This window comes from Streptomyces sp. NBC_00576 (assembly GCF_036345175.1).
In the GTDB taxonomy this organism is placed as follows: Bacteria; Actinomycetota; Actinomycetes; order Streptomycetales; family Streptomycetaceae; genus Streptomyces.
In genome coordinates this window covers 3,947,002-3,965,063 of sequence record NZ_CP107780.1, presented here as the reverse complement: position 1 = coordinate 3,965,063, position 18,062 = coordinate 3,947,002, and the positions used below count along the sequence as shown (strand labels likewise).

General features: G+C 69.6%; 15 protein-coding genes and 1 riboswitch. Of the genes, 7 read left to right on the top strand and 8 right to left on the bottom strand.

Translation table 11 applies throughout. The features are described from left to right. Positions 1-7 precede the first annotated feature (7 nt). The gene (locus tag OG734_RS16750) at positions 8-475 is read right to left on the bottom strand and encodes a pyridoxamine 5'-phosphate oxidase family protein (RefSeq protein ID WP_330288305.1); all 468 of its coding nucleotides are present in this window, start codon (positions 473-475) and stop codon (positions 8-10) included. A 187-nt stretch (positions 476-662) separates the two neighbouring features. Here OG734_RS16750 and OG734_RS16745 point away from each other — a divergent pair, with 187 nt between their 5' ends. Continuing rightward, positions 663-1,457: a class II aldolase/adducin family protein gene (locus tag OG734_RS16745; protein ID WP_330288304.1), complete on the top strand. Its 795-nt coding sequence runs from the start codon at positions 663-665 to the stop codon at positions 1,455-1,457. Between the two features lie 14 nt (positions 1,458-1,471). Here the strand turns inward: OG734_RS16745 and OG734_RS16740 are convergent, their stop codons facing one another. Next, entirely contained in the window at positions 1,472-2,353 is an 882-nt protein-coding gene (locus OG734_RS16740) for a DUF4429 domain-containing protein (protein ID WP_330288303.1), read from the bottom strand. 251 nt (positions 2,354-2,604) lie between these two features. Here OG734_RS16740 and OG734_RS16735 point away from each other — a divergent pair, with 251 nt between their 5' ends. Together OG734_RS16735 and OG734_RS16730 are read left to right on the top strand one after the other, a co-directional pair. Then, complete coding sequence (locus OG734_RS16735) at positions 2,605-3,882, top strand: hypothetical protein (protein ID WP_330288302.1); 1,278 nt, start codon at positions 2,605-2,607, stop codon at positions 3,880-3,882. A 378-nt stretch (positions 3,883-4,260) separates the two neighbouring features. Further along, on the top strand, positions 4,261-4,791 hold the full coding sequence (locus OG734_RS16730) for a DoxX family protein (protein ID WP_330288301.1): 531 nt from the start codon (positions 4,261-4,263) through the stop codon (positions 4,789-4,791). Between the two features lie 54 nt (positions 4,792-4,845). Here the strand turns inward: OG734_RS16730 and OG734_RS16725 are convergent, their stop codons facing one another. Both OG734_RS16725 and OG734_RS16720 read right to left on the bottom strand, forming a co-directional pair. Further along, positions 4,846-5,115, bottom strand: coding sequence for a hypothetical protein (locus tag OG734_RS16725; RefSeq protein WP_330288300.1), 270 nt, complete (start codon positions 5,113-5,115; stop codon positions 4,846-4,848). Next, complete coding sequence (locus OG734_RS16720) at positions 5,102-6,610, bottom strand: PspC domain-containing protein (RefSeq protein WP_330288299.1); 1,509 nt, start codon at positions 6,608-6,610, stop codon at positions 5,102-5,104. Before OG734_RS16720 ends, OG734_RS16725 begins: the two co-directional genes overlap by 14 nt. Positions 6,611-6,753: 143 nt before the next feature. Between OG734_RS16720 and OG734_RS16715 the strand changes: the two genes are divergently transcribed. Both OG734_RS16715 and OG734_RS16710 read left to right on the top strand, forming a co-directional pair. After that, positions 6,754-8,082 carry an ATP-binding protein gene (locus OG734_RS16715; protein ID WP_330288298.1) on the top strand — a complete coding sequence of 443 codons (1,329 nt, stop codon included), beginning with the start codon at positions 6,754-6,756 and terminating at the stop codon, positions 8,080-8,082. After that, positions 8,079-8,894: a response regulator transcription factor gene (locus OG734_RS16710; protein WP_330288297.1), complete on the top strand. Its 816-nt coding sequence runs from the start codon at positions 8,079-8,081 to the stop codon at positions 8,892-8,894. Before OG734_RS16715 ends, OG734_RS16710 begins: the two co-directional genes overlap by 4 nt. A 16-nt stretch (positions 8,895-8,910) precedes the next feature. On the opposite strand, the gene OG734_RS16705 is transcribed toward OG734_RS16710, so the two are convergent. After that, positions 8,911-10,038, bottom strand: a complete 1,128-nt coding sequence (locus OG734_RS16705; protein WP_330288296.1) for a C40 family peptidase — start codon at positions 10,036-10,038, stop codon at positions 8,911-8,913. A 496-nt stretch (positions 10,039-10,534) separates the two neighbouring features. Between OG734_RS16705 and OG734_RS16700 the strand changes: the two genes are divergently transcribed. Beyond that, positions 10,535-10,888, top strand: a complete 354-nt coding sequence (locus tag OG734_RS16700; protein ID WP_330288295.1) for a hypothetical protein — start codon at positions 10,535-10,537, stop codon at positions 10,886-10,888. Positions 10,889-10,915: 27 nt separating this feature from the next. Here OG734_RS16700 and OG734_RS16695 read toward each other — a convergent pair whose 3' ends face one another. Then, on the bottom strand, positions 10,916-12,112 hold the full coding sequence (locus OG734_RS16695; RefSeq protein WP_330288294.1) for a C40 family peptidase: 1,197 nt from the start codon (positions 12,110-12,112) through the stop codon (positions 10,916-10,918). A gap of 8 nt (positions 12,113-12,120) precedes the next feature. Next, positions 12,121-12,294, bottom strand: a riboswitch (cyclic di-AMP (ydaO/yuaA leader). A 385-nt stretch (positions 12,295-12,679) separates the two neighbouring features. On the opposite strand from OG734_RS16695, the gene pcrA reads away from it, so the two are divergent. After that, the gene (gene pcrA, locus OG734_RS16690) at positions 12,680-15,223 is read left to right on the top strand and encodes a DNA helicase PcrA (RefSeq protein WP_330288293.1); all 2,544 of its coding nucleotides are present in this window, start codon (positions 12,680-12,682) and stop codon (positions 15,221-15,223) included. Positions 15,224-15,337: 114 nt separating this feature from the next. On the opposite strand, the gene OG734_RS16685 is transcribed toward pcrA, so the two are convergent. Then, entirely contained in the window at positions 15,338-16,894 is a 1,557-nt protein-coding gene (locus OG734_RS16685) for a M23 family metallopeptidase (RefSeq protein ID WP_330288292.1), read from the bottom strand. A 231-nt stretch (positions 16,895-17,125) separates the two neighbouring features. Continuing rightward, a complete protein-coding gene (locus OG734_RS16680) occupies positions 17,126-18,010 on the bottom strand; it encodes an esterase/lipase family protein (RefSeq protein WP_330288291.1) in 885 nt (294 codons plus the stop codon). Positions 18,011-18,062: the final 52 nt, after the last annotated feature.

The window sequence follows — 18,062 nt, the reverse complement described above, 5'->3', positions numbered from 1 at the left end:
GTGAAGGTCACGTCCGCCTGAGAGTCCGCACCGGCTCTCCAGGCTGCCAGACCTGGACGACCAGGTACTTCTCGTCCTCCACGAACGTCCGCACGACCTCCGTCAGCTCGGTGCGGAAGAGGTGGAACAGCTCCGGCGGTTCCACCTCTTCGGCGTACGCGGCCTTGGCTGCCGGGTCCTCGACCTCGTACGCCCGCCCGCTGATCCGCACATCGCCGCCGCCCATGCCCGTCCCCGGGCCGGGATTCGCCTGGAGGGCGAAACGGGGGTCGCGGCACAGATCCCGCGCCTTGACCGAGTCCGGCATCATGGCGAGCCACAACTCGCCGTGCAGGAAGCGGACCTCCAGGCCGGAGGTACGCGGCGACCCGTCCCGGCGGAGGGTGGCGAGAGTGTGGTGCGTGAAGGACCGGAAGCGTTTCTCGACGGTTTCGGCCAGGTCGGGTTCCGCGGTGGTGAATACTGCCCAGTTCATGGGACCGAGTCTGACGCGGATACCCGACATCCTGTGACGTGTATTCGCCGGTGTCTCATCGGTGTCCGGTCAGCCTCTCGGGTCCCTGGCTCAGATATCTGTTTCATCTCTTCGCAAACATCCCTGTTCTCCTGCGCGGACCGACGGTAACTTCCGCTCCGTAAAGGAACCCAGTGCTGGAGGACCTATGCACGGGCCCACTCCGCCCCTGCCGTTGCCCACCGACCAGCTGCAGTTCGCGATGCCGCCGATGTACGAGTCGCTCGACGACGAGCGCAGGCACCGCAAGGAACGGCTGGCCGGGGCGATCAGGCTGTTCGGGCGGTTCGGCTTCGAGGACGGTGTCTCGGGGCACATCACGGCGCGCGACCCGGAGTACAGCAACTGCTTCTGGGTGAACCCGTTCGGGATGCCCTTCAAGCACGTCACCGTGAGCGACCTCGTCATGGCCAACCAGGACGGCCAGGTCATCGAGGGTCGCTACCACATCAACCAGGCGGCCTTCACCGTGCACGCCCAGGTGCACGCCGCCCGCCCCGACGTCGTCGCCGTTGCCCACTGCCACTCGGTGCACGGCCGCGCCCTCTCCGCCCTCGGTGACCTCCTCGACCCGATCACCCAGGAGAGCTGCGCCTTCTACGAGGACCACGCGCTGTACGACACCTACACGGGCGTCGCCGTGGACGCCGACGAGGGCCGGCGGATCGCCTCCGCGCTGGGCTCCCGCAAAGCCCTCGTGCTGCGCAACCACGGGCTGCTCACAGTGGGCGACTCCGTGGACGCGGCGGCCTGGTGGTTCCTGTCGATGGAACGGTCGAGTCAGGTCCAGTTGACGGCGCGGGCGGCGGGCCGACCCATCCTGATCGACCACAAGCAGGCGGTCTCGACGCGGGAGCAGCTCGGCGGTGACCTGGTCGCATGGATCAACTACCAGCCCCTCTGGCGGGACATCAGCAGGAGCGAGCCGGATCTGTTGAGTTAGCGAGCCCGGGGCGGTCAGAAACCCCGTAGGACAGCCGCCTTGGTGGAGGTGAACTCCTCGTCCGTGAGCACACCCTCGCGGTGCAGCTCGCCCAGCTCCCGGAGCCTGCGCAGAAGTACGTCGTGATGGTCGGACCGGGGCGGGACAGCGGGCGTGAGTCGGGGCCGCTCCACGTAGTCGACCGCCCGGGTGGAGGGGTGGGGCAGGCGGGCGGTGACCGCGGTCGCGACGAGCGCGGTGAGCAGGTCGCGGCGGGCGCTGCCCCACAGGTCGAGGGCGTAGGGGTCCTTCTCGGGCGGCAGCTTGGAGAACACCGTCCCGCGGGTCACGAAGCGCATGAAGCCGTCCTCGTAGCCGGAGTTGGGCAGCCAGTCGACCTGGACGAGATCGTTGGTGGAGATGATGCGGGGGCCGGTGGCCCGCTTGACCCGGTCGGAGGTGTCGGCCCAGTCGATACGGACCTGCGTCCCGTCGAACGACACCATGCCGTCGCTGGACCGCACCGACACCGGCACGGGCGGGCCGGGGAGCAGATACGCCTTGACCGGTTCCTCCGGAACCTGGTCGAGGAGCAGGGCGTGGCGGATTTCCTCGGCGAGGTACTCGGCGACCCCGGACCGGTCGATGTCCACGGTCAGCCGGTACGGGTCGGCCGCGTCCGGCAGCCGTCCGCCGGTCGCCTGCAGCAGCGGGTCGGCGCCCTCGCGCAGCCTGAGCCGCAGCCGCCCACGCTTGCGTTCGGGTTCGTAGACGATGCCGGAGACGGCCTCCAGGGGTACGGCGACCTCGCCGTACGTCTGCCGGAACAGCGGCACAGAACGGTGCAGCCCCGGCGTGATCCTGACCGTGCTGCCGTCGAAGGCCCAGGTCCCGTCGCGCTGGATGATCTCGGCCATACGCAAATTCTCGCAGCCGGGTCAACACGGGGGTCACGGTTTCACTCGCCCTTTCCGCTGCCGGGGCCGACCTGCCGCACGCGACGGGTGTTAGGTAGGGCACAATTCGCTCTCGTCGTGGGGGAGTTGCGAGGCCAGGTTTCGGGCCTCCAAAACCTCGGCTTTTTCCGGTGTTTTCCGGTGCATACCGGTGCGCTGATGTCCTGGTTCTTGATGTGTCGTGTCGGGTGTGGGGAAGGCGGGCGTCGGGCGTGGCGGTGCAGGAGGCGAGGCAAGGTGTGCTGCCCGGGGAACACGGGGGCGGCTGCACCTGTGGGGACTGCCCGCACGGGGCGCGTACGGGGCACCGGCGTGCGGTCGCCGAGTTCCTGCTCATGCGGGAAGGGTTCGCGGCGGGGCAGGGGCTGCCGGCCGCGGTGGCCCATTCGGCTTCGGCCTCCCGCCAGTGGGTCTCGGACGAACTGACCCAGTCCGCGGCGGTCGTCGCCGAGCGCGGCCGGGCCGAGGGCGAGGTGTGGCTCGCGCGGCTGTGGCGCCGTACGGCTTTCACCGTGTGGGCGCTGATCGGCGTCCTGCTGCTCGTACAGGCGCTCACCGCGATCGGGGCGGGCTGGACGTCCGCCCGGACAGCCGGACTGGTGGCCGCCGTACTGGTCGGCGGCGTGCTGACCGCCGCGTCCTGGTTCCACCGGGCGCGGGGTGGGGCGCTGGCGCCCCTGATCGGCGAGGACAACCGCCTGTCGACCTCCCGTGTGGTGGCGGCGAGCTGGGTGCTGTTCCTGGTGTACGCCGTGCTCGTCCTGGTGGGCCGGCTGGCGGCCGCCTCCGGCCACGAGGAGCGCGACGCTCTGATCGCCGGCCTCGAACTCGCCCGGGGCGCGGGCGTCGTGACCGTCCTCGCGGTGGTGTGCGCCATCGCGGTGCTCGTACGCAGGGTGGTCGGCCTGCGCGTCCTCGGCCAACGCCTGCAGAAGGTACGCGCGGACCGCCCCCGCGCAGCCGACCTCCTGACGGACGACTCGGGCCGCGGCACCTTCGCGGACATCCAGTACGTGATGATCGGCACGGTCGCTCTCCTCTTCGCGGTCGTACGGCTGGCCCGGCGCCCGGATCAGCTGCCGGACCTGCCGTGGGGGCTGGCTGTGGTGGTGCTGGTGTCGGCGGCGACCTATGTGGCCGGCAAATACGCGGAGGGCGGCCGGCCTGTGATCCTTTCGGTCGTGCGGTCCCGGGAGGCGGGCGACCTGGACGCCCCGATCCGCACCGGCGACGACATCGAGATCCGCGGCGCCGGCTTCGTGCCCCCGGGCGCGGGTACCGCGGACCGGCTGTCCCGCATGGTCGTCCGCATCGGCCCGGTCCACGTCCACGTCCCCCTGGTCCCGGTACCCGGCGGCTTCAGCAACCCCCGAGACGAGGTCCTGACGGTGCCGGTACCGGCTGATGTGGAGCCCGGCCGGGTGGAGGTGCAGGTCGTGACTGCGGCGGGTGTGGAGACGAACCGGTGCGTGATCGATGTGACGGACTGAGGGTTGGCCTCCTGACGGTGGTCGCGGGCTTGGCGGGTGGGTGCGGACAGGCGCGGATGCCCCGCCGTGCGCGGTGCCGTGCGTTGTGGGGTCGGGGCGCGCCGGGGGCATCCGTCCTCGGGCGGGCGTGAAATCGGTCGGTCACCAACGTGCCGGTGTTGACGCGCCAGCCCCTGCGGGGCGGCCCCCCCCCGACACGTCTCCTGCCGTGGTGAGGCGGCTGCGGGCACATGGGGCCCGGTCGTTTCTCCCTCCGCGCCCTTTGCCGCGCATGCACCAGCCGGAAAAATGCCGTGCTGGAGGTGAGCGAGGTCACGTTGTCGTGCGTATCGTCTGTTGAGGGGTCAACGTATGGCAGGCGAGAGGCGGCTAAGGGCGATGGCTCACAGCACTCGATCGGACACGCACTCTCCTTATCTCGACGGCGACCGGGACTGGCGGGACACAGCCACTCGCTACGCCCTACTGCCCCTGCGCGTCTTCCTGGGCATCACTTTCATCTACGCCGGCCTGGACAAGCTCACCGACAGCTCCTTCTTCGCCGACTCCGGATCAGGCTCTGTCGGTGACCTGATGCGCACGGTCCGGGACTCCTCCGCGATCCCGGCCCTCGTGGACCTCGCCCTCAAGAGCCCCGCCGGCTTCGGCTACGCCATCGCCATCGGCGAGCTGGCCGTCGGCATCGGCACGCTGCTCGGACTGCTGGCCCGGCTGGCGGCGGTCGGCGGTGCGCTGATCTCGCTCAGCCTCTGGCTGACTGTGAGCTGGGCCTCCGACCCGTACTACTACGGCAACGACCTCCCCTACCTGATGGCCTGGCTCCCCCTGATCCTCGCCGGCGCGTCCGTCTTCTCCGTGGACGCCGCCCTGCGGGCGCGACGGCGGCAGCGGTCCGGGGGATATCGGTAGCAGCAGGCTGGGAGTCGATGCGCGCGAGCGTGTCGACAGCGGGCGTCGAGCCGGTCAGTTCGGTATCTCCGGTGGCCTTGACGGTCCTGCCGTCTCCGGCGTGTTGCCGGTGGGTGCCGCCGCGCGGCGCCTTGTGCGGCTGCGTATCGCCCCGGTCAGAAGGGCCACCGCACCTGCCAGGGCCAGGCCGAACCCCAGGAGCGGGATCACCGCGAACCAGGGTGTCTCCCAGGCGTCGCCCGCGTCGCCCACGTAGGTGATGCCGGCGATGCTGACGAAGATGCCCGCGATCAGCTTTCCGGGCTGGAACTCATGACGCAGCACGAGTCACCTCCGCCTGACCCAGGCCGACTCCGAGGTCGAGGTCGACCGTGGCGGCGTTGGCGCCGCCGCTCGCCGGCGACAGCGTGACCTGCTTGCGCTTGCCCGGTGCGACGTCCACGTCCTGCTTGCCGTCGCCGGGCAACTGGATGTCGCCTATGCCCACTTCGATCTCCGCCTCCACCGTCACGCCCTTCGGCACGATCACCTCGATCCGGCCCACACCCACCTCGACCGCAGTTCTCACCGTCTGCCCCTTGGCGAGGCGCAGCCCGGTCAGGTCCAGCGTGGCGACGCCTGTGCCGACGTCGTACCTCGGTAGTACGTCTGTCACCGCTGTCGGTGTCCATTCCCTGCGCACCCAGTGGGTGCTGGCGTCCTTGGGCAGCGCGGCCGAGCCTGCCAGCAGAGCCGCCGTGATGATCGCCAGGAAGACCGAGCCCGCTCCGGTACGGCCGAGGAACGCGCTGACCGCGATGCCGACACCGAACACCGTGAGCGCGCACGCCAGGCCGGTCTGCAAGCTGGTGGCGAGTGGCTGGTCGTACCATCGCGCTGCCGTGCCGAGGAAACCGGCGAGGAGGGCCAGCAGGAAGATCCAGCCGCCGATCCAGCGGGGACCCCGCGGCTTCGGCTGGCGGGGCCAGGCAGCCCGTATGTCCGGACCTCGGCCGCCGTAGTTGCCGTGGGTGATGTTGACCGCCGCAGCGATGTCCCGGTCGCGGGTGTCGTGGGGGCCCCACAGATAGCCCGTACCGCCGACATGTGTGCCGTCCTTGACGATGGGGTCGCGCCACCAGGAGGGGTAGGCGGAGGGGACCGGGGGTGCCTTGGCCTCCGGTGGGGCGTCGGCGACGGCTTGGGCAGCCAGCGGGTCGGGGTCGGGGGCGCCGCGGTTGCGCGACCAGTAGCCTGCGCCCGCGAGGAGAATGGACAGTATGACGGCGAAGGAGAGCACCCCTCCGTTCTTCAGCATCGTCAAGAACACACCGCAGCCGACCAGCGCGAAGAGCACGGCCGTCAGCGCCTGGCCGTCCACCCGGCCGGTGAGCAGCTTGCGGACCTCGTTCTCCTCCTCGTCGTCGTACGGCACGAACAGCCAGGCGAAGCCGTAGAAGATGAGGCCGATGCCGCCGGTCGCGGAGAGCACCGCGAGCGTGATCCGGAAGATCACCGGGTCCATGTCGCACGTCCGCCCGAGCCCCGCGCACACTCCGCCCAGCATCTTCTGCCGCCGGTCGCGTCGGAACCTGGCCGGCAGCTGCTCGTCGGCTGGGGCAGCCGCCGCGGATGCCTCGGAGGGGCGGGAACTCGCATGTGTTCCCGTTCCCCTATCCCTTTGTGCGCCCGCGTCCGTGTGCTCGGGCGCGCGCGGTTCCCCTTTCTCCGTGGGCCGGGTTGCCGCGGCGGGTGCGGCATCCTGCGGCCCGGCGCCCGGAGTGGGGCGGGGGCCGGAGCCGGGTCCCGGACCCGTCGCGGCGTGCGTGTGATCTGTCATGCGTCCATGGTGGCGCTTGAGGCGGCCCGGCGGCAGTCGGAATGACCCTGGGCGAACCCTGATATCGGCCCTGAGACGCGGAGGGGGAAGCGTTCGACGGCAGGTGGGCTCGAAGATCAGGGGAGTCTCGGGGGCCGACCCTGATGCCCGGGCAGGCCGGGCGTGTGAACATCGATGGCATGCCGGAAGCCGCAGCGTTGCCACTCGTCGAACCGCGGCCCCCGCGCAAGCTCTACCGCAGCAGCGACGGACGCTGGCTCGGAGGCGTGGCGCGAGGGCTCGCCGGGCATCTCGGGCTGCCCGTGATCTGGCTGCGCCTCATGTTCGTCGGCCTGTTCATGGCGGACGGACTCGGTGCGCTGCTGTATGCGGCCTTCTGGTTCTTCGTCCCGCTGGGTGTCGGCGGCGTCGAGGCCCAGCGGCCGCCGTCCCTCGTCAGCACCGAGACTTCGCCCGACGGCCGTCGCAGACTCGTGGCCCGTAAGCCGGACAAGGGGCAGATCGTCGCCCTGCTCCTCATGGTCGTCGTGGCCATGGTCTTCGTCGGCAATGTGAATCTCGGCGGAGGAGCCAAGGCCTATCTGTTCCCGACTGTGCTCGTCGCCGCCGGCGTCGCCCTGGTCTGGCGCCAGGCGGACAACGCACGGCGGGCCCGCTGGATGGAGGTCGGCAGGCGCCGGCGCACGCTCACCCTCCTCCGTGCCGCGGCCGGCGTCGTGCTGGTCACGGCGGGCGTGTCCGGCGTCTTCGTCCTGCAGGGCTCCGCCTCCCACCTCGGCTCGGTCCTGCAGGCCGCGCTCGCGGTGCTGGTCGGGATAGCTCTGCTGGCCGGTCCGTATCTCGTCCGTATGACCCAGGACCTCTCCGAGGAGCGCCTGATGCGCATTCGCGCCCAGGAGCGCGCGGAGGTCGCCGCTCATGTGCACGACTCGGTGCTGCACACCCTGACCCTGATCCAGCGCAACGCGGAGAGCGCGAACGAGGTGCGCCGCCTCGCCCGTGCCCAGGAGCGCGAACTGCGCAACTGGCTCTACAAACCGGAGGGCACCGGAAAGGAAGAGGCCGACGAACCCAACACCCTCGCCGAGGCGGTGCGACGCAGCGCGGCCGAGGTCGAGGACAAACACGGTGTTCCCATAGAGGTCGTGGTCGTCGGTGACTGCCCGCTCGACGACAGAACCGGCGCACAGATGCAGGCCGCGCGGGAAGCGATGGTGAACGCTGCCAAGTACGGTGGCGAGGGCGGTGCGGTGCAGGTCTACGCCGAGGTCGAGGGCAGGACGGTCTTCGTGTCCGTCCGGGACCGCGGACCCGGCTTCGACCTTGACTCCATACCCGCCGACCGCATGGGCGTCAGAGAATCGATCATCGGCCGTATGGAGCGCAACGGCGGTACGGCGCGGCTACGCGCGGTACCCAGCGGCGGTACGGAGGTCGAGCTGGAGATGGAGAGGGCGGAGAGCACGTCATGAGCGAGGCGCACGGGGAGAACAGGCAGACCGAGCCGGCCGGTTCGGCGGAGTCGGCCGAACCGACAGCGACTGCCGAACCGACAGCATCTGCCGAGGCCGCACAGGCAGGCGGGCCTGCCGTCGGCGGCGGTGACAGTGGTGACGCGGGCGGGCGGCGGGTGCGTGTGGTTCTCGTCGACGATCACCGCATGTTCCGTACGGGCGTTCAGGCGGAGATCGGGCAGACCGAGCGGACCGGGGTCGAGGTGGTCGGCGAGGCCGCCGATGTCGACCAGGCGGTCACCGTCATCACCGCCACCCGCCCGGAGGTGGTCCTCCTCGACGTCCATCTGCCGGGCGGTGGCGGCGTCGAAGTCCTGCGCCGCTGCGCCCCGTTGATGGCCGACGCCGAGCGGCCGGTTCGCTTCCTGGCGCTGTCCGTCTCGGATGCCGCGGAGGACGTCATCGGCGTGATCCGCGGCGGCGCACGCGGATACGTCACGAAGACGATCACCGGCGCGGACCTCGTCGACTCCGTCTTCCGCGTCCAGGACGGCGACGCCGTGTTCTCGCCGCGGCTCGCCGGGTTCGTCCTGGACGCGTTCGCGTCCACGGATGCCCCGCCGGTGGACGAGGACCTCGACCGCCTCACTCAGCGCGAGCGTGAGGTACTGCGGCTGATCGCCCGGGGTTATGCGTACAAGGAGATCGCCAAGCAGCTCTTCATCTCCGTGAAGACGGTCGAGTCGCATGTGTCGGCGGTACTCAGGAAGCTCCAGTTGTCGAACCGGCACGAGTTGACGCGGTGGGCCACGGCACGGCGCCTCGTCTAGGTAGGCCCGCCTGGCCTCATGCCACCCTCGTGGCGCCCGCGAACGGCATCTCGTCCAGAGGCGCCACCCGTACCGGTGCCGAAGGGTTAGGGGCGTGGATCATCTGGCCGCGCCCCACGTAGATGCCCACATGACTGATGCCCGAGTAGAAGAACACCAGGTCGCCAGGGAGGAGTTCGGACTGTGAGACACGCTGGCCGGCGTTGATCTGGGCGTACGTGGTGCGGGGCAGGGAGATTCCCGCGTTGCGGTAAGCGGCCTGCATGAGGCCCGAGCAGTCGAAAGCGTCCGGGCCGGTGGCGCCCCACACGTAGGGGCTGCCGAGCTTCTGGTAGGCGTAGGAAACAGCCGCCGCCGCACGCGAGTTGGGTGCCTGTGCCACGCCGGAGGTCCCGGCAGCGCCGGACATCCCGGGGGCGTCGGCGGCTCCAGCTGCCCCCAGTTCCTCCCGCACACTCCCCGACGACCGTGACGCATGCCCACCGCCCCAGCCCGCGCCACCACTTCTGCCGTCCGCCGTGAGCCGGGCGCGTTCCTCCGCGCTGAGGCGGGCCAGTAGTTGGCGGGCCTCGCCCAGCTTGCCCGTCACGGTCTTCTTGTGGCGGTTCAGTTCGGCCTGACGAGATTTGAGGGTGGTCAGTTCGACGTGGGCGGCTCCACGGAGCTGCTCGATCTCCCGCAGTTGTTTGCGTACGCCGGCCACGTTCGACGCCTGTCTGCTGCCCGCCCGTTCGGCGAACGCGGCGCCGTCCAGATAGCCGTCGGGGTCGTCGGAGAGGGCGAGTTGCAGTGCGGGGTCGAGCCCGCCGGAGCGGTACTGTGCCGCGGCCGTCGAACCCAGTGCCTCCCGCGCGGAGTTGAGTCGCTCCTCCCTGCGCGCCGCCTCGTCCCGCAGGTTCTCCAGCCGTCGCTCCGCTCGCTGGGCCTTCTCCTTCGAGCCGTTGTACTTCTCGGTGGCGACCTCCGCCTCCTCGTACAGCTTGTTCACCTTGGCTTCGACCTGCGCCGGTGTCAGCTGTGGCTCGGCGTAACCGACACCGTCGAAGCCGGTCGCCGTCGCCGCGCCCGCGAGGGCGATCGTCGCGGCGGTGCGGGCCGTATGGCCGTTGAGCGAGCGCTGTCGGGGCTTGCGGTGCGCTGCCACCGGGGCGTCACGTCCTTTCGTACGACCGCCACTACGACGACCGCCGGACGGCTGCCTGGGAAGCGGACCCAGGAGGGCGGTTGCGCGTCCGGCGACGGTCCGCACAGGGGGAGCGGTCCGCCGCCGGACTTTCTCGGCGGTGGTGTCCGACTGCCGCCCCTGGCCCGGGCGACGGTGGGGAGCCGGCCACCTGGTGGAGGACGCTAAACGTGGTCTGTCGTGGGGGTAACGCCATGTACGGAACTGGCGTGAGCCGACCGCCGGGTGACCGCATACGACCGTGATCCAGGTCCGGCGTCGCCGCCTTCGCGCAGAGGGCTGACCGAAGGAGAGATTTGCGGGGCACGTGGGGGTGACAGGGTGCTATGGGGTGCATATATGCGAGATCTCCGAGCGCCTCGCGAACGACGAACGACGAACGCTGAACGCCTGGCGAACGCCGTGCGCCCATCCCGGTGTCATGCGGCGTGGGTGCCTCTGACTAGGCTCCGGGCTCATGGACGTACTCATCCATCTCTTCGTCGGCCTGCACATCATTGGCATCGCCTCGCTCCTGGGCGGGTTTCTCACCCAGATGAAGGCGATGGGGCAGGGCACGGCCCGCTTCGTGCCGGCGATGCTCCACGGTGCGTTCACCATGCTGGTCACCGGTGTCGCCCTGGTGGGCCTCAACCAGGCCGACGACCAGACGGTCAACAACGTCAAGATCGGCGTGAAGCTGGCCCTGCTGATCGTGATCCTCGGCCTCGTCTATGTGAAGCGGGACGACGAGAGCGTGGACAAGCGGCTGTTCGGTCTGGTGGGTCTGTTCACCACGGCGAACATCTTCATCGCCGTGCTCTGGACCTGACCCGGTCGAACCTCCCGCCTCCGTGCTTCAGGCCGGGCGCACCACGCTGTGGATCGTGGACTCACCGTCGTAGAAGATCGATTCCTCGCGGACGTACGCACCCGGCTTCGGGGCGTGGATCATCATGCCGTTGCCGATGTAAAGGCCGACGTGGCTGATGTCTTCGTAGAAGAAGACCAGGTCACCGGGCTGGATGTCGGAGAGGGAGACCGTCGTGCCTGCGTTCACCTGGTCGTAGGTGGTGCGCGGGAGGGTGACTCCGGCGGCCCGCCAGGCGGCCTGCGTGAGACTCGAACAGTCGTACGAGTCGGGGCCGGTCGCGCCCCAGACGTACGGTTTGCCGACCTGTGCGCGTGCGAAGGCCAGGGCCTTCTCGGCCTTGGTGGCGTACGAGGAGTCGGGGACCGTCGTCGTCGAGGTGTCCGCGGAGCTGCCGCCCGTCGGCTGCGCCGCTGCTGCTGCCGCTTCCTGCCGGCGCTGCTCCGCCGCCTGCTGCTGCCGGGCGAGTTCCTGTGCCTGACGGCGGGCCTCCGCCTGCTTCTCCCGTTCGATCGCCGCGAGGCGCAGCTTCTCCTCGGCGGTGAGGCGGGAGAGCAACTGGCGGGCCTGCACGAGCTTCGTCTGGACGGCGGTCTTGGTCGTCTGCAGCTCGTCCTGGGACTCCGTGAGCGACTCGAGGCTCACGGTGGCCTCCTGGCGCTTCTGTGTCGTCTCGGCCTGCTGCGTGACGTAGTCGTCGACCGCGTCCTTCTGGCGGGCGGTCAGACGGTCCATCAGCTGGTTCTGGTCGAAGTAGTCCTGCGGGTCGTCCGCGAGCAGGAACGTCGCCGTGTCCGGAGCGGCGGATCCGGTGCGGTACTGGGCCGCGGCGAAGGAACCCAGCTCCTCGCGCGCGTCATTGAGTTTCTGGGTGCGCTGGGCCACGTCGTCCATCAGGGCGTCGACACGCCCCCGCTGCTTGGAGGTCTTCTCCTTGGCGGCGTTGTACTTGTCGGTGGCCGACTCGGCCTGGCGGTACAGGTCGCCGACCTTCGCCTCGACCTCCTCCATGCTCGGCTTGTCGTCGGACGAGGGAGCCGGGGGTGTGGAGGGTGCCGTGGGCGCGGCGTTGGCGGTCTGGGACAGCAGGGCTACGGAGGTCAGGGCCGCCGTGGCGAAGGCGGGGGTCCGTATGCCTGCTACGCGCGTTCCCGTAGGACGCGACTTGCGGTGCGACGACGCCAAGGGAGGCGACTCCTTCCACGTTCCGCCTACCGGGTTAGCTGTCGGGTTCGGGCGGGTGGTTCGGAAGGGTTGCCCTACGGTCCTTGCCCTGGAGGGCAGTCGGACCGATTCACCCCAAGTTTCGGTGGGTCCCCGGCTCCTGCCGCACATGGCGGCACGATCGGACTCGGCGGAGGCCGCGCGGCCCGGCGACGTTCGCCGGTTGGGGTCGAGCGGCCTTAAGGCACGCTAACCAACGGGTGAGGCTTCTGTGAAGGTTGATGACCGCTATGCCCGATACGTTTTTGTGACCTCGGCCCTAAACATGGCTCTGTGGAGTCGGCTAAGAAGAGTGTGTGATGAATTCTGATGATTTGCGAAGCCCGGGTCTGATCCGGGGTCCGCTGTCCGGACAGGCGTGGCCATCCGGACAGAGGTGCGGCAGCAGGAATGCGGACGTGGTCGGCAACGTCCTGATCGACGTCCCGCCCGGCGGAGGGCCGTCCTTTCACGGTCTCGGCCGATATTCGGCGGATGTTTTCGGGGTGGCGGCCGGTTGTCAGTGGGGGAGCCTAAACTCGGAGAGCGATGAGCAGCCTCTTTGACGACAGCTTCCTGGCGGACCTCCAGGGCCCTCGGGCCCGCGAGGAGGAACCCCCGCCACCGCCCGAGGACGAGCATGTGCCGGAGTCCGTTCCGGACGACCTGTTCGGCGGGAAGTTCGACGCGCCGCCGGACCGGGACGCGTACTACCGCGACGGCGCCCCGCGTCCCGTGGTGGACCCGGCCGCACTCCTGGACGGGCTGAACGAGAACCAGCGCGCGGCCGTCGTGCACGCTGACACCCCCCTGCTCATCGTGGCGGGCGCCGGCTCCGGCAAGACGCGTGTGCTCACGCACCGCATCGCGTATCTGCTGGGCGAGCGGGGCGTCCATCCCGGCCAGATCCTCGCGATCACCTTCACCAACAAGGCCGCCGGTGAGATGAAGGAGCGCGTCGAGCAACTCGTCGGCCCGCGCGCGAACGCGATGTGGGTGATGACGTTCCACAGCGCGTGCGTGCGGATTCTCCGGCGGGAGAGCAAGAGGCTCGGCTTCACCTCTTCCTTCTCCATCTACGACGCCGCCGACAGCAAGCGGCTGATGGCGCTCGTCTGCCGCGATCTGGACCTGGACCCCAAGCGCTTCCCTCCCAAGTCCTTCAGCGCGAAGATCTCCAACCTGAAGAACGAGCTGATCGACGAGGAAGACTTCGCCGCTCAGGCGAGCGACGGTTTCGAGAAGACCCTCGCCCAGGCGTACGCGATGTACCAGTCGCGGCTGCGTGAGGCCAACGCGCTCGACTTCGACGACCTGATCATGACGACGGTCAACCTGCTGCGCGCCTTCCCGGACGTCGCCGAGCACTACCGCCGCCGCTTCCGGCACGTCCTCGTCGACGAGTACCAGGACACCAACCACGCCCAGTACGCGCTCGTACGGGAACTCGTCGGCACCGCCGAGCACCCGGTGGACGTACCGCCGAGCGAGCACGACCTGCGCCCGGCCGAGCTGTGCGTCGTGGGCGACGCCGACCAGTCGATCTACGCCTTCCGGGGCGCGACGATCCGTAACATCCTCCAGTTCGAGGAGGACTACGCGGACGCGACGACGATCCTGCTCGAACAGAACTACCGCTCCACGCAGACGATCCTGAGCGCAGCCAACGCGGTCATCGAGCGCAACGAGTCCCGCCGCCCCAAGAACCTGTGGACCAACGCGGGCGCGGGCGCGCGCATCACCGGCTATGTCGCCGACACGGAGCACGACGAGGCGCAGTTCGTCGCCGACGAGATAGACCGGCTGACGGACGCGGGCAACGCGAAAGCGGGCGACGTCGCAATCTTCTACCGGACGAACGCCCAGTCCCGTGTCTTCGAGGAGATCTTCATCCGCGTCGGCCTGCCCTACAAGGTCGTCGGCGGCGTCCGCTTCTACGAGCGCAAGGAGGTCCGGGACGTCCTGGCCTACCTGCGTGTCCTCGCCAACCCGGAGGACTCGGTGCCGCTGCGCCGCATCCTCAACGTGCCCAAGCGCGGCATCGGCGACCGCGCGGAGGCGATGATCGACGCGCTGTCCCAGCGCGAGAAGATCAGCTTCGCGCAGGCGCTGAAGCGCGTGGACGAGGCGTACGGAATGGCTTCGCGGTCGGCCAACGCCGTCAAGCGGTTCAACACACTGATGGAGGACCTGAGGACGATCGTGGAGTCGGGCGCGGGCCCGGCGACCGTACTGGAAGCGGTCCTCGAACGCACGGGCTACCTCGCCGAGTTGCAGGCGTCGACCGACCCGCAGGACGAGACCCGGATCGAGAACCTCCAGGAACTCGCCGCGGTGGCCCTGGAGTTCGAGCAGGAGTCAGGAGCGGCCGCGGAGGCGGGGGAGACCGAGCAGCCCGCGGAGGGCGAGGCGCCGGCCCCGGCCGGGCTCGCCGCGTTCCTGGAGCGGGTCGCCCTGGTAGCCGACTCCGACCAGATCCCCGACGAGGACGACGACGGTTCCGGCGTCATCACCCTGATGACCCTGCACACCGCCAAGGGCCTTGAGTTTCCCGTGGTGTTCCTGACCGGCATGGAGGACGGCGTCTTCCCGCACATGCGCGCCCTCGGCCAGGCGAAGGAGCTGGAGGAGGAACGGCGGCTCGCGTACGTCGGCATCACGCGCGCGCGTGAACGGCTGTACCTGACGCGGTCGTCGCTGCGCAGCGCGTGGGGGCAGCCCTCGTACAACCCGCCTTCGCGTTTCCTGGAGGAGATCCCGGCGGCCCATCTGGAGTGGAAGCGCACGGGTGCGATGGCTCCGGCGACGTCCTCAGGTCCGGCCTCCGGGGTGGCGTCGTCGTTTTCGTCGTTGGCGTCCTCGCGTTCGCGCTCCGCGGGCGCGGGCGCGTCCGGCTTCGCCACGCGCCGGGGCGGTGCCGAGAAGCCGGTCGTCGCGCTGGCCGTGGGGGACAGGGTCACGCACGACCAGTTCGGTCTGGGCACCGTGGTGGGCGTCAAGGGCACGGGCTCGAACGCCGAGGCGACGGTCGACTTCGGCGAGGAGAAGCCGAAGCGGCTGCTGCTGCGGTACGCGCCGGTGGAAAAGCTTTAGCGCTTCGCTGGACAGGCGGTGCAGGAGCTGCGGGCCCGCTGTGGCTGGTCGCGCAGTTCCCCGCGCCCCTGAGCGCCCCTGCGGGGCGCGATACCGGCCGGTTGCGCTTGCGGGTTACGTCGGGTCGAGGCCGTGGCTGCGCAGCCAGGGGAGCGGGTCGATCGCCGAGCCGCCGGCGGGCCGTACCTCGAAGTGCAGGTGCGGGCCGGTCGAGTTGCCGGAGTTCCCGGAGTACGCGATGGGATCGCCGGCCTTCACCGTCGTACCGGACGAGACCTGGTAGCTGGAGAGGTGGCAGTACCACGTCTCCGTGCCGTCCTTGTCGGTCAGGATCATCATGTTGCCGTACGCGCTGTTCCACTGCGTGCGGACGGTGCCGTCGGTCGCCGCCATCACGGTCGTGCCGTACGAGACCGGGAAGTCTATTCCGGTGTGCACGGACATCCAGTTGATGCCGGCCTGGCCGAAGTAGGCGCTGAGGCCGTGCTGTTCGACCGGGAGGGCGTACTTCGGGCGCAGCCGCTCCTTTCGGGCCGCTTCCGCCGCCGCCGCTTTCTTCTCGGCGAGCTGCTGGGCCTTGAGGTCGATACGTTCCTGCGTTCGGCTGGCCCGGTCGGCGAAGTCGTCGGCGCCCGCGGAGAGGCTCTTCAGCTGGGAGTCCAGCTTGTTGTTCGCGATGGACGGCTTCACGGCGACGCCGTCCGGCGCCGACGCGGTCGTGTTCTGCTCGTCGTCACCGCTCAACCCGTCCACGGAGGCGGCGGCGAAGCCCGCGACACCCATTACACAGGCGGACGGAACGGCGATGGTCAGCAGAGCGGAACGTTTGGCCGGGGTACGACGCCGGGACCGGCCCGCGTTGCGCGCCGCCGTACGGGACGCCGCGCGCCCGCCTCCGGGCATCGCGCCCGAGGCGACCTCTTCCTGGCCGTCGAGCAGCGGAGCCTCGGCGGGCAGATCGCCGTCGGCGACGAGGTCCGACTCGTCGTGGTCGAGGGCGTGTCGGTCGTACTCCGGTACGTCCGCCAGGTCCGCGATCTGCTCGAACATCGCGGTGGCCTGCTCGTCGTACTCGTGCTCTGGGTCGTGGTCGTACTCGGCGGACGAAGCAGGCGTGCTGTCCGGGCCGCTGTCCGAGTTCCACTGGGTGGCGTCGTACACACCCGTGTCGAAGGCCTGCGTGCCCCATTCCCAGTGCTGGGTCTGGTCGGCAGGGCCGGCCTGCTCGGGCTGGAGCCAGGTGCTCGCGTCCCAGTGGCCGCTGGTGTCGCCGCCGGGAGGCGGCGTCTGCGCGGGGATGTCGGCGAGTTGTTGGTAGCCGGGCGCCCAGGTGGTGGTGTCGTACGCCCCGGTGTCGTAGGCGGCGTGATGCTGGGCCGCGTACGGGTCGTAGTTCAGGGTGTGGTGACTGCCGGTGGACCACTGGGAGTTGTCGTACGAACCGGTGGCGTCGTCGCCCGGCATGTTGCCGAAGAGCGGGTCGGTTTCGAAATTTCCGGCAGTGGTACCCGTGCCCATGTTCGCGTCGAAACCGTTGGCGAAGGTGGGGTCGTACGTGGTGAAGTCACCGAAAGGGACTTCCTGGGTGCCGTACGACGTGTAATGAGCCGTCGCGGCATCGGAAGCCGGAGTCGGGGTGGTAATGGTCCCCGACGGGTGACGTTCGTTCACCAACTTCTCTTTCGCCTCGACAACAGGGGCTGGCAGAGCAGTGCGGCGACTGTACCCGGCGGTATGCGGGCGCGACAATCTTCCGCAGGTTTCGTGCCTGAGGGAAACGGGCATTCGGCCGTGTTTCGGGGGACTGCGGGCACGGGTTTGGCCTGGCGTTCGAAGATTGTTCGAATCGCGGCAGCTGTTCGGCGGTCGTGAGCCGCCTGTGGGTGGCGTTTGGGGCGGGGTCTACGCCACGGTCAGTCCGCCGACTCGGGCCTGGTCCGACCGCGCTCCGGCGGGGAGGGAGTGGCCGCTCTGGTCCAGGGCCTGCCGTATTCCGGTGGCGACGGCGGGGTGCACGGGCAGGGCGAGGTGGCCGATGCCGGTGACCTGCACGTTCTGCGCCAACAGGTCCGGGTGGTCGACGCAGGCCGTCTCCGGCGGGTCCATCACATGGTCCAGGTCGCTCCAGAAACTGACGAAGCGCGTACGGCAGTCGGGCGCGGGCAGGCGCAGTTCCTCGATGACCTCCGAGCCGGGGCGCATCTGGCGGACGATCGGGTGCGCGTCGGCCAGCGGGACGGCCCGGGTGCCTGAGTGCGGGGTGCCGAGGGTGACGAGCGTACGGACGCGGATGTCACCGCCGAGTCGCTGCACGTAGTAGCGCGCGATCAGGCCGCCCAGGCTGTGCCCGACGATGTCCACCTGCGGGTGGCCCGTGCGCCTGCATATCTCCTCTATGTGCCGACCGAGCAGTTCGGCAGCGGTGCGGATGTCGCAGGTCAGAGGGGAGTAGTTGAGCGACTCGATCTGCTGTCGGCCGTGCTGGACAAGGGAACGGCGCAGCAGGACGAAGACGGATCGGTTGTCGATGAAGCCGTGGAGGAGGACGACCGGGGGCTTGGGCTCCGTCGGCAGGTGGGTGGTGGCTTCTGCGAGCGGGGAGGGTTCCGGGGTCGTGGTCCGGCGTTCCTGGACGATGCCCGACGGATAGAGGAGCAGATGTCCGGCCAGGATCGCGATCTCCAGGGCGGTCGCCTTGAGGAGAGCGATGGAGAGCCCCGTCAGTCTGCTCGGCAGGACGCGCTCGCAGAGCGGAAGCAGGGGCTGTACTGCCCGGATGACCTTCATGGCCGACCTCCTGTCGGCACGCGGGAGGACTCCTCTGTCCCCCGTGTGCCCT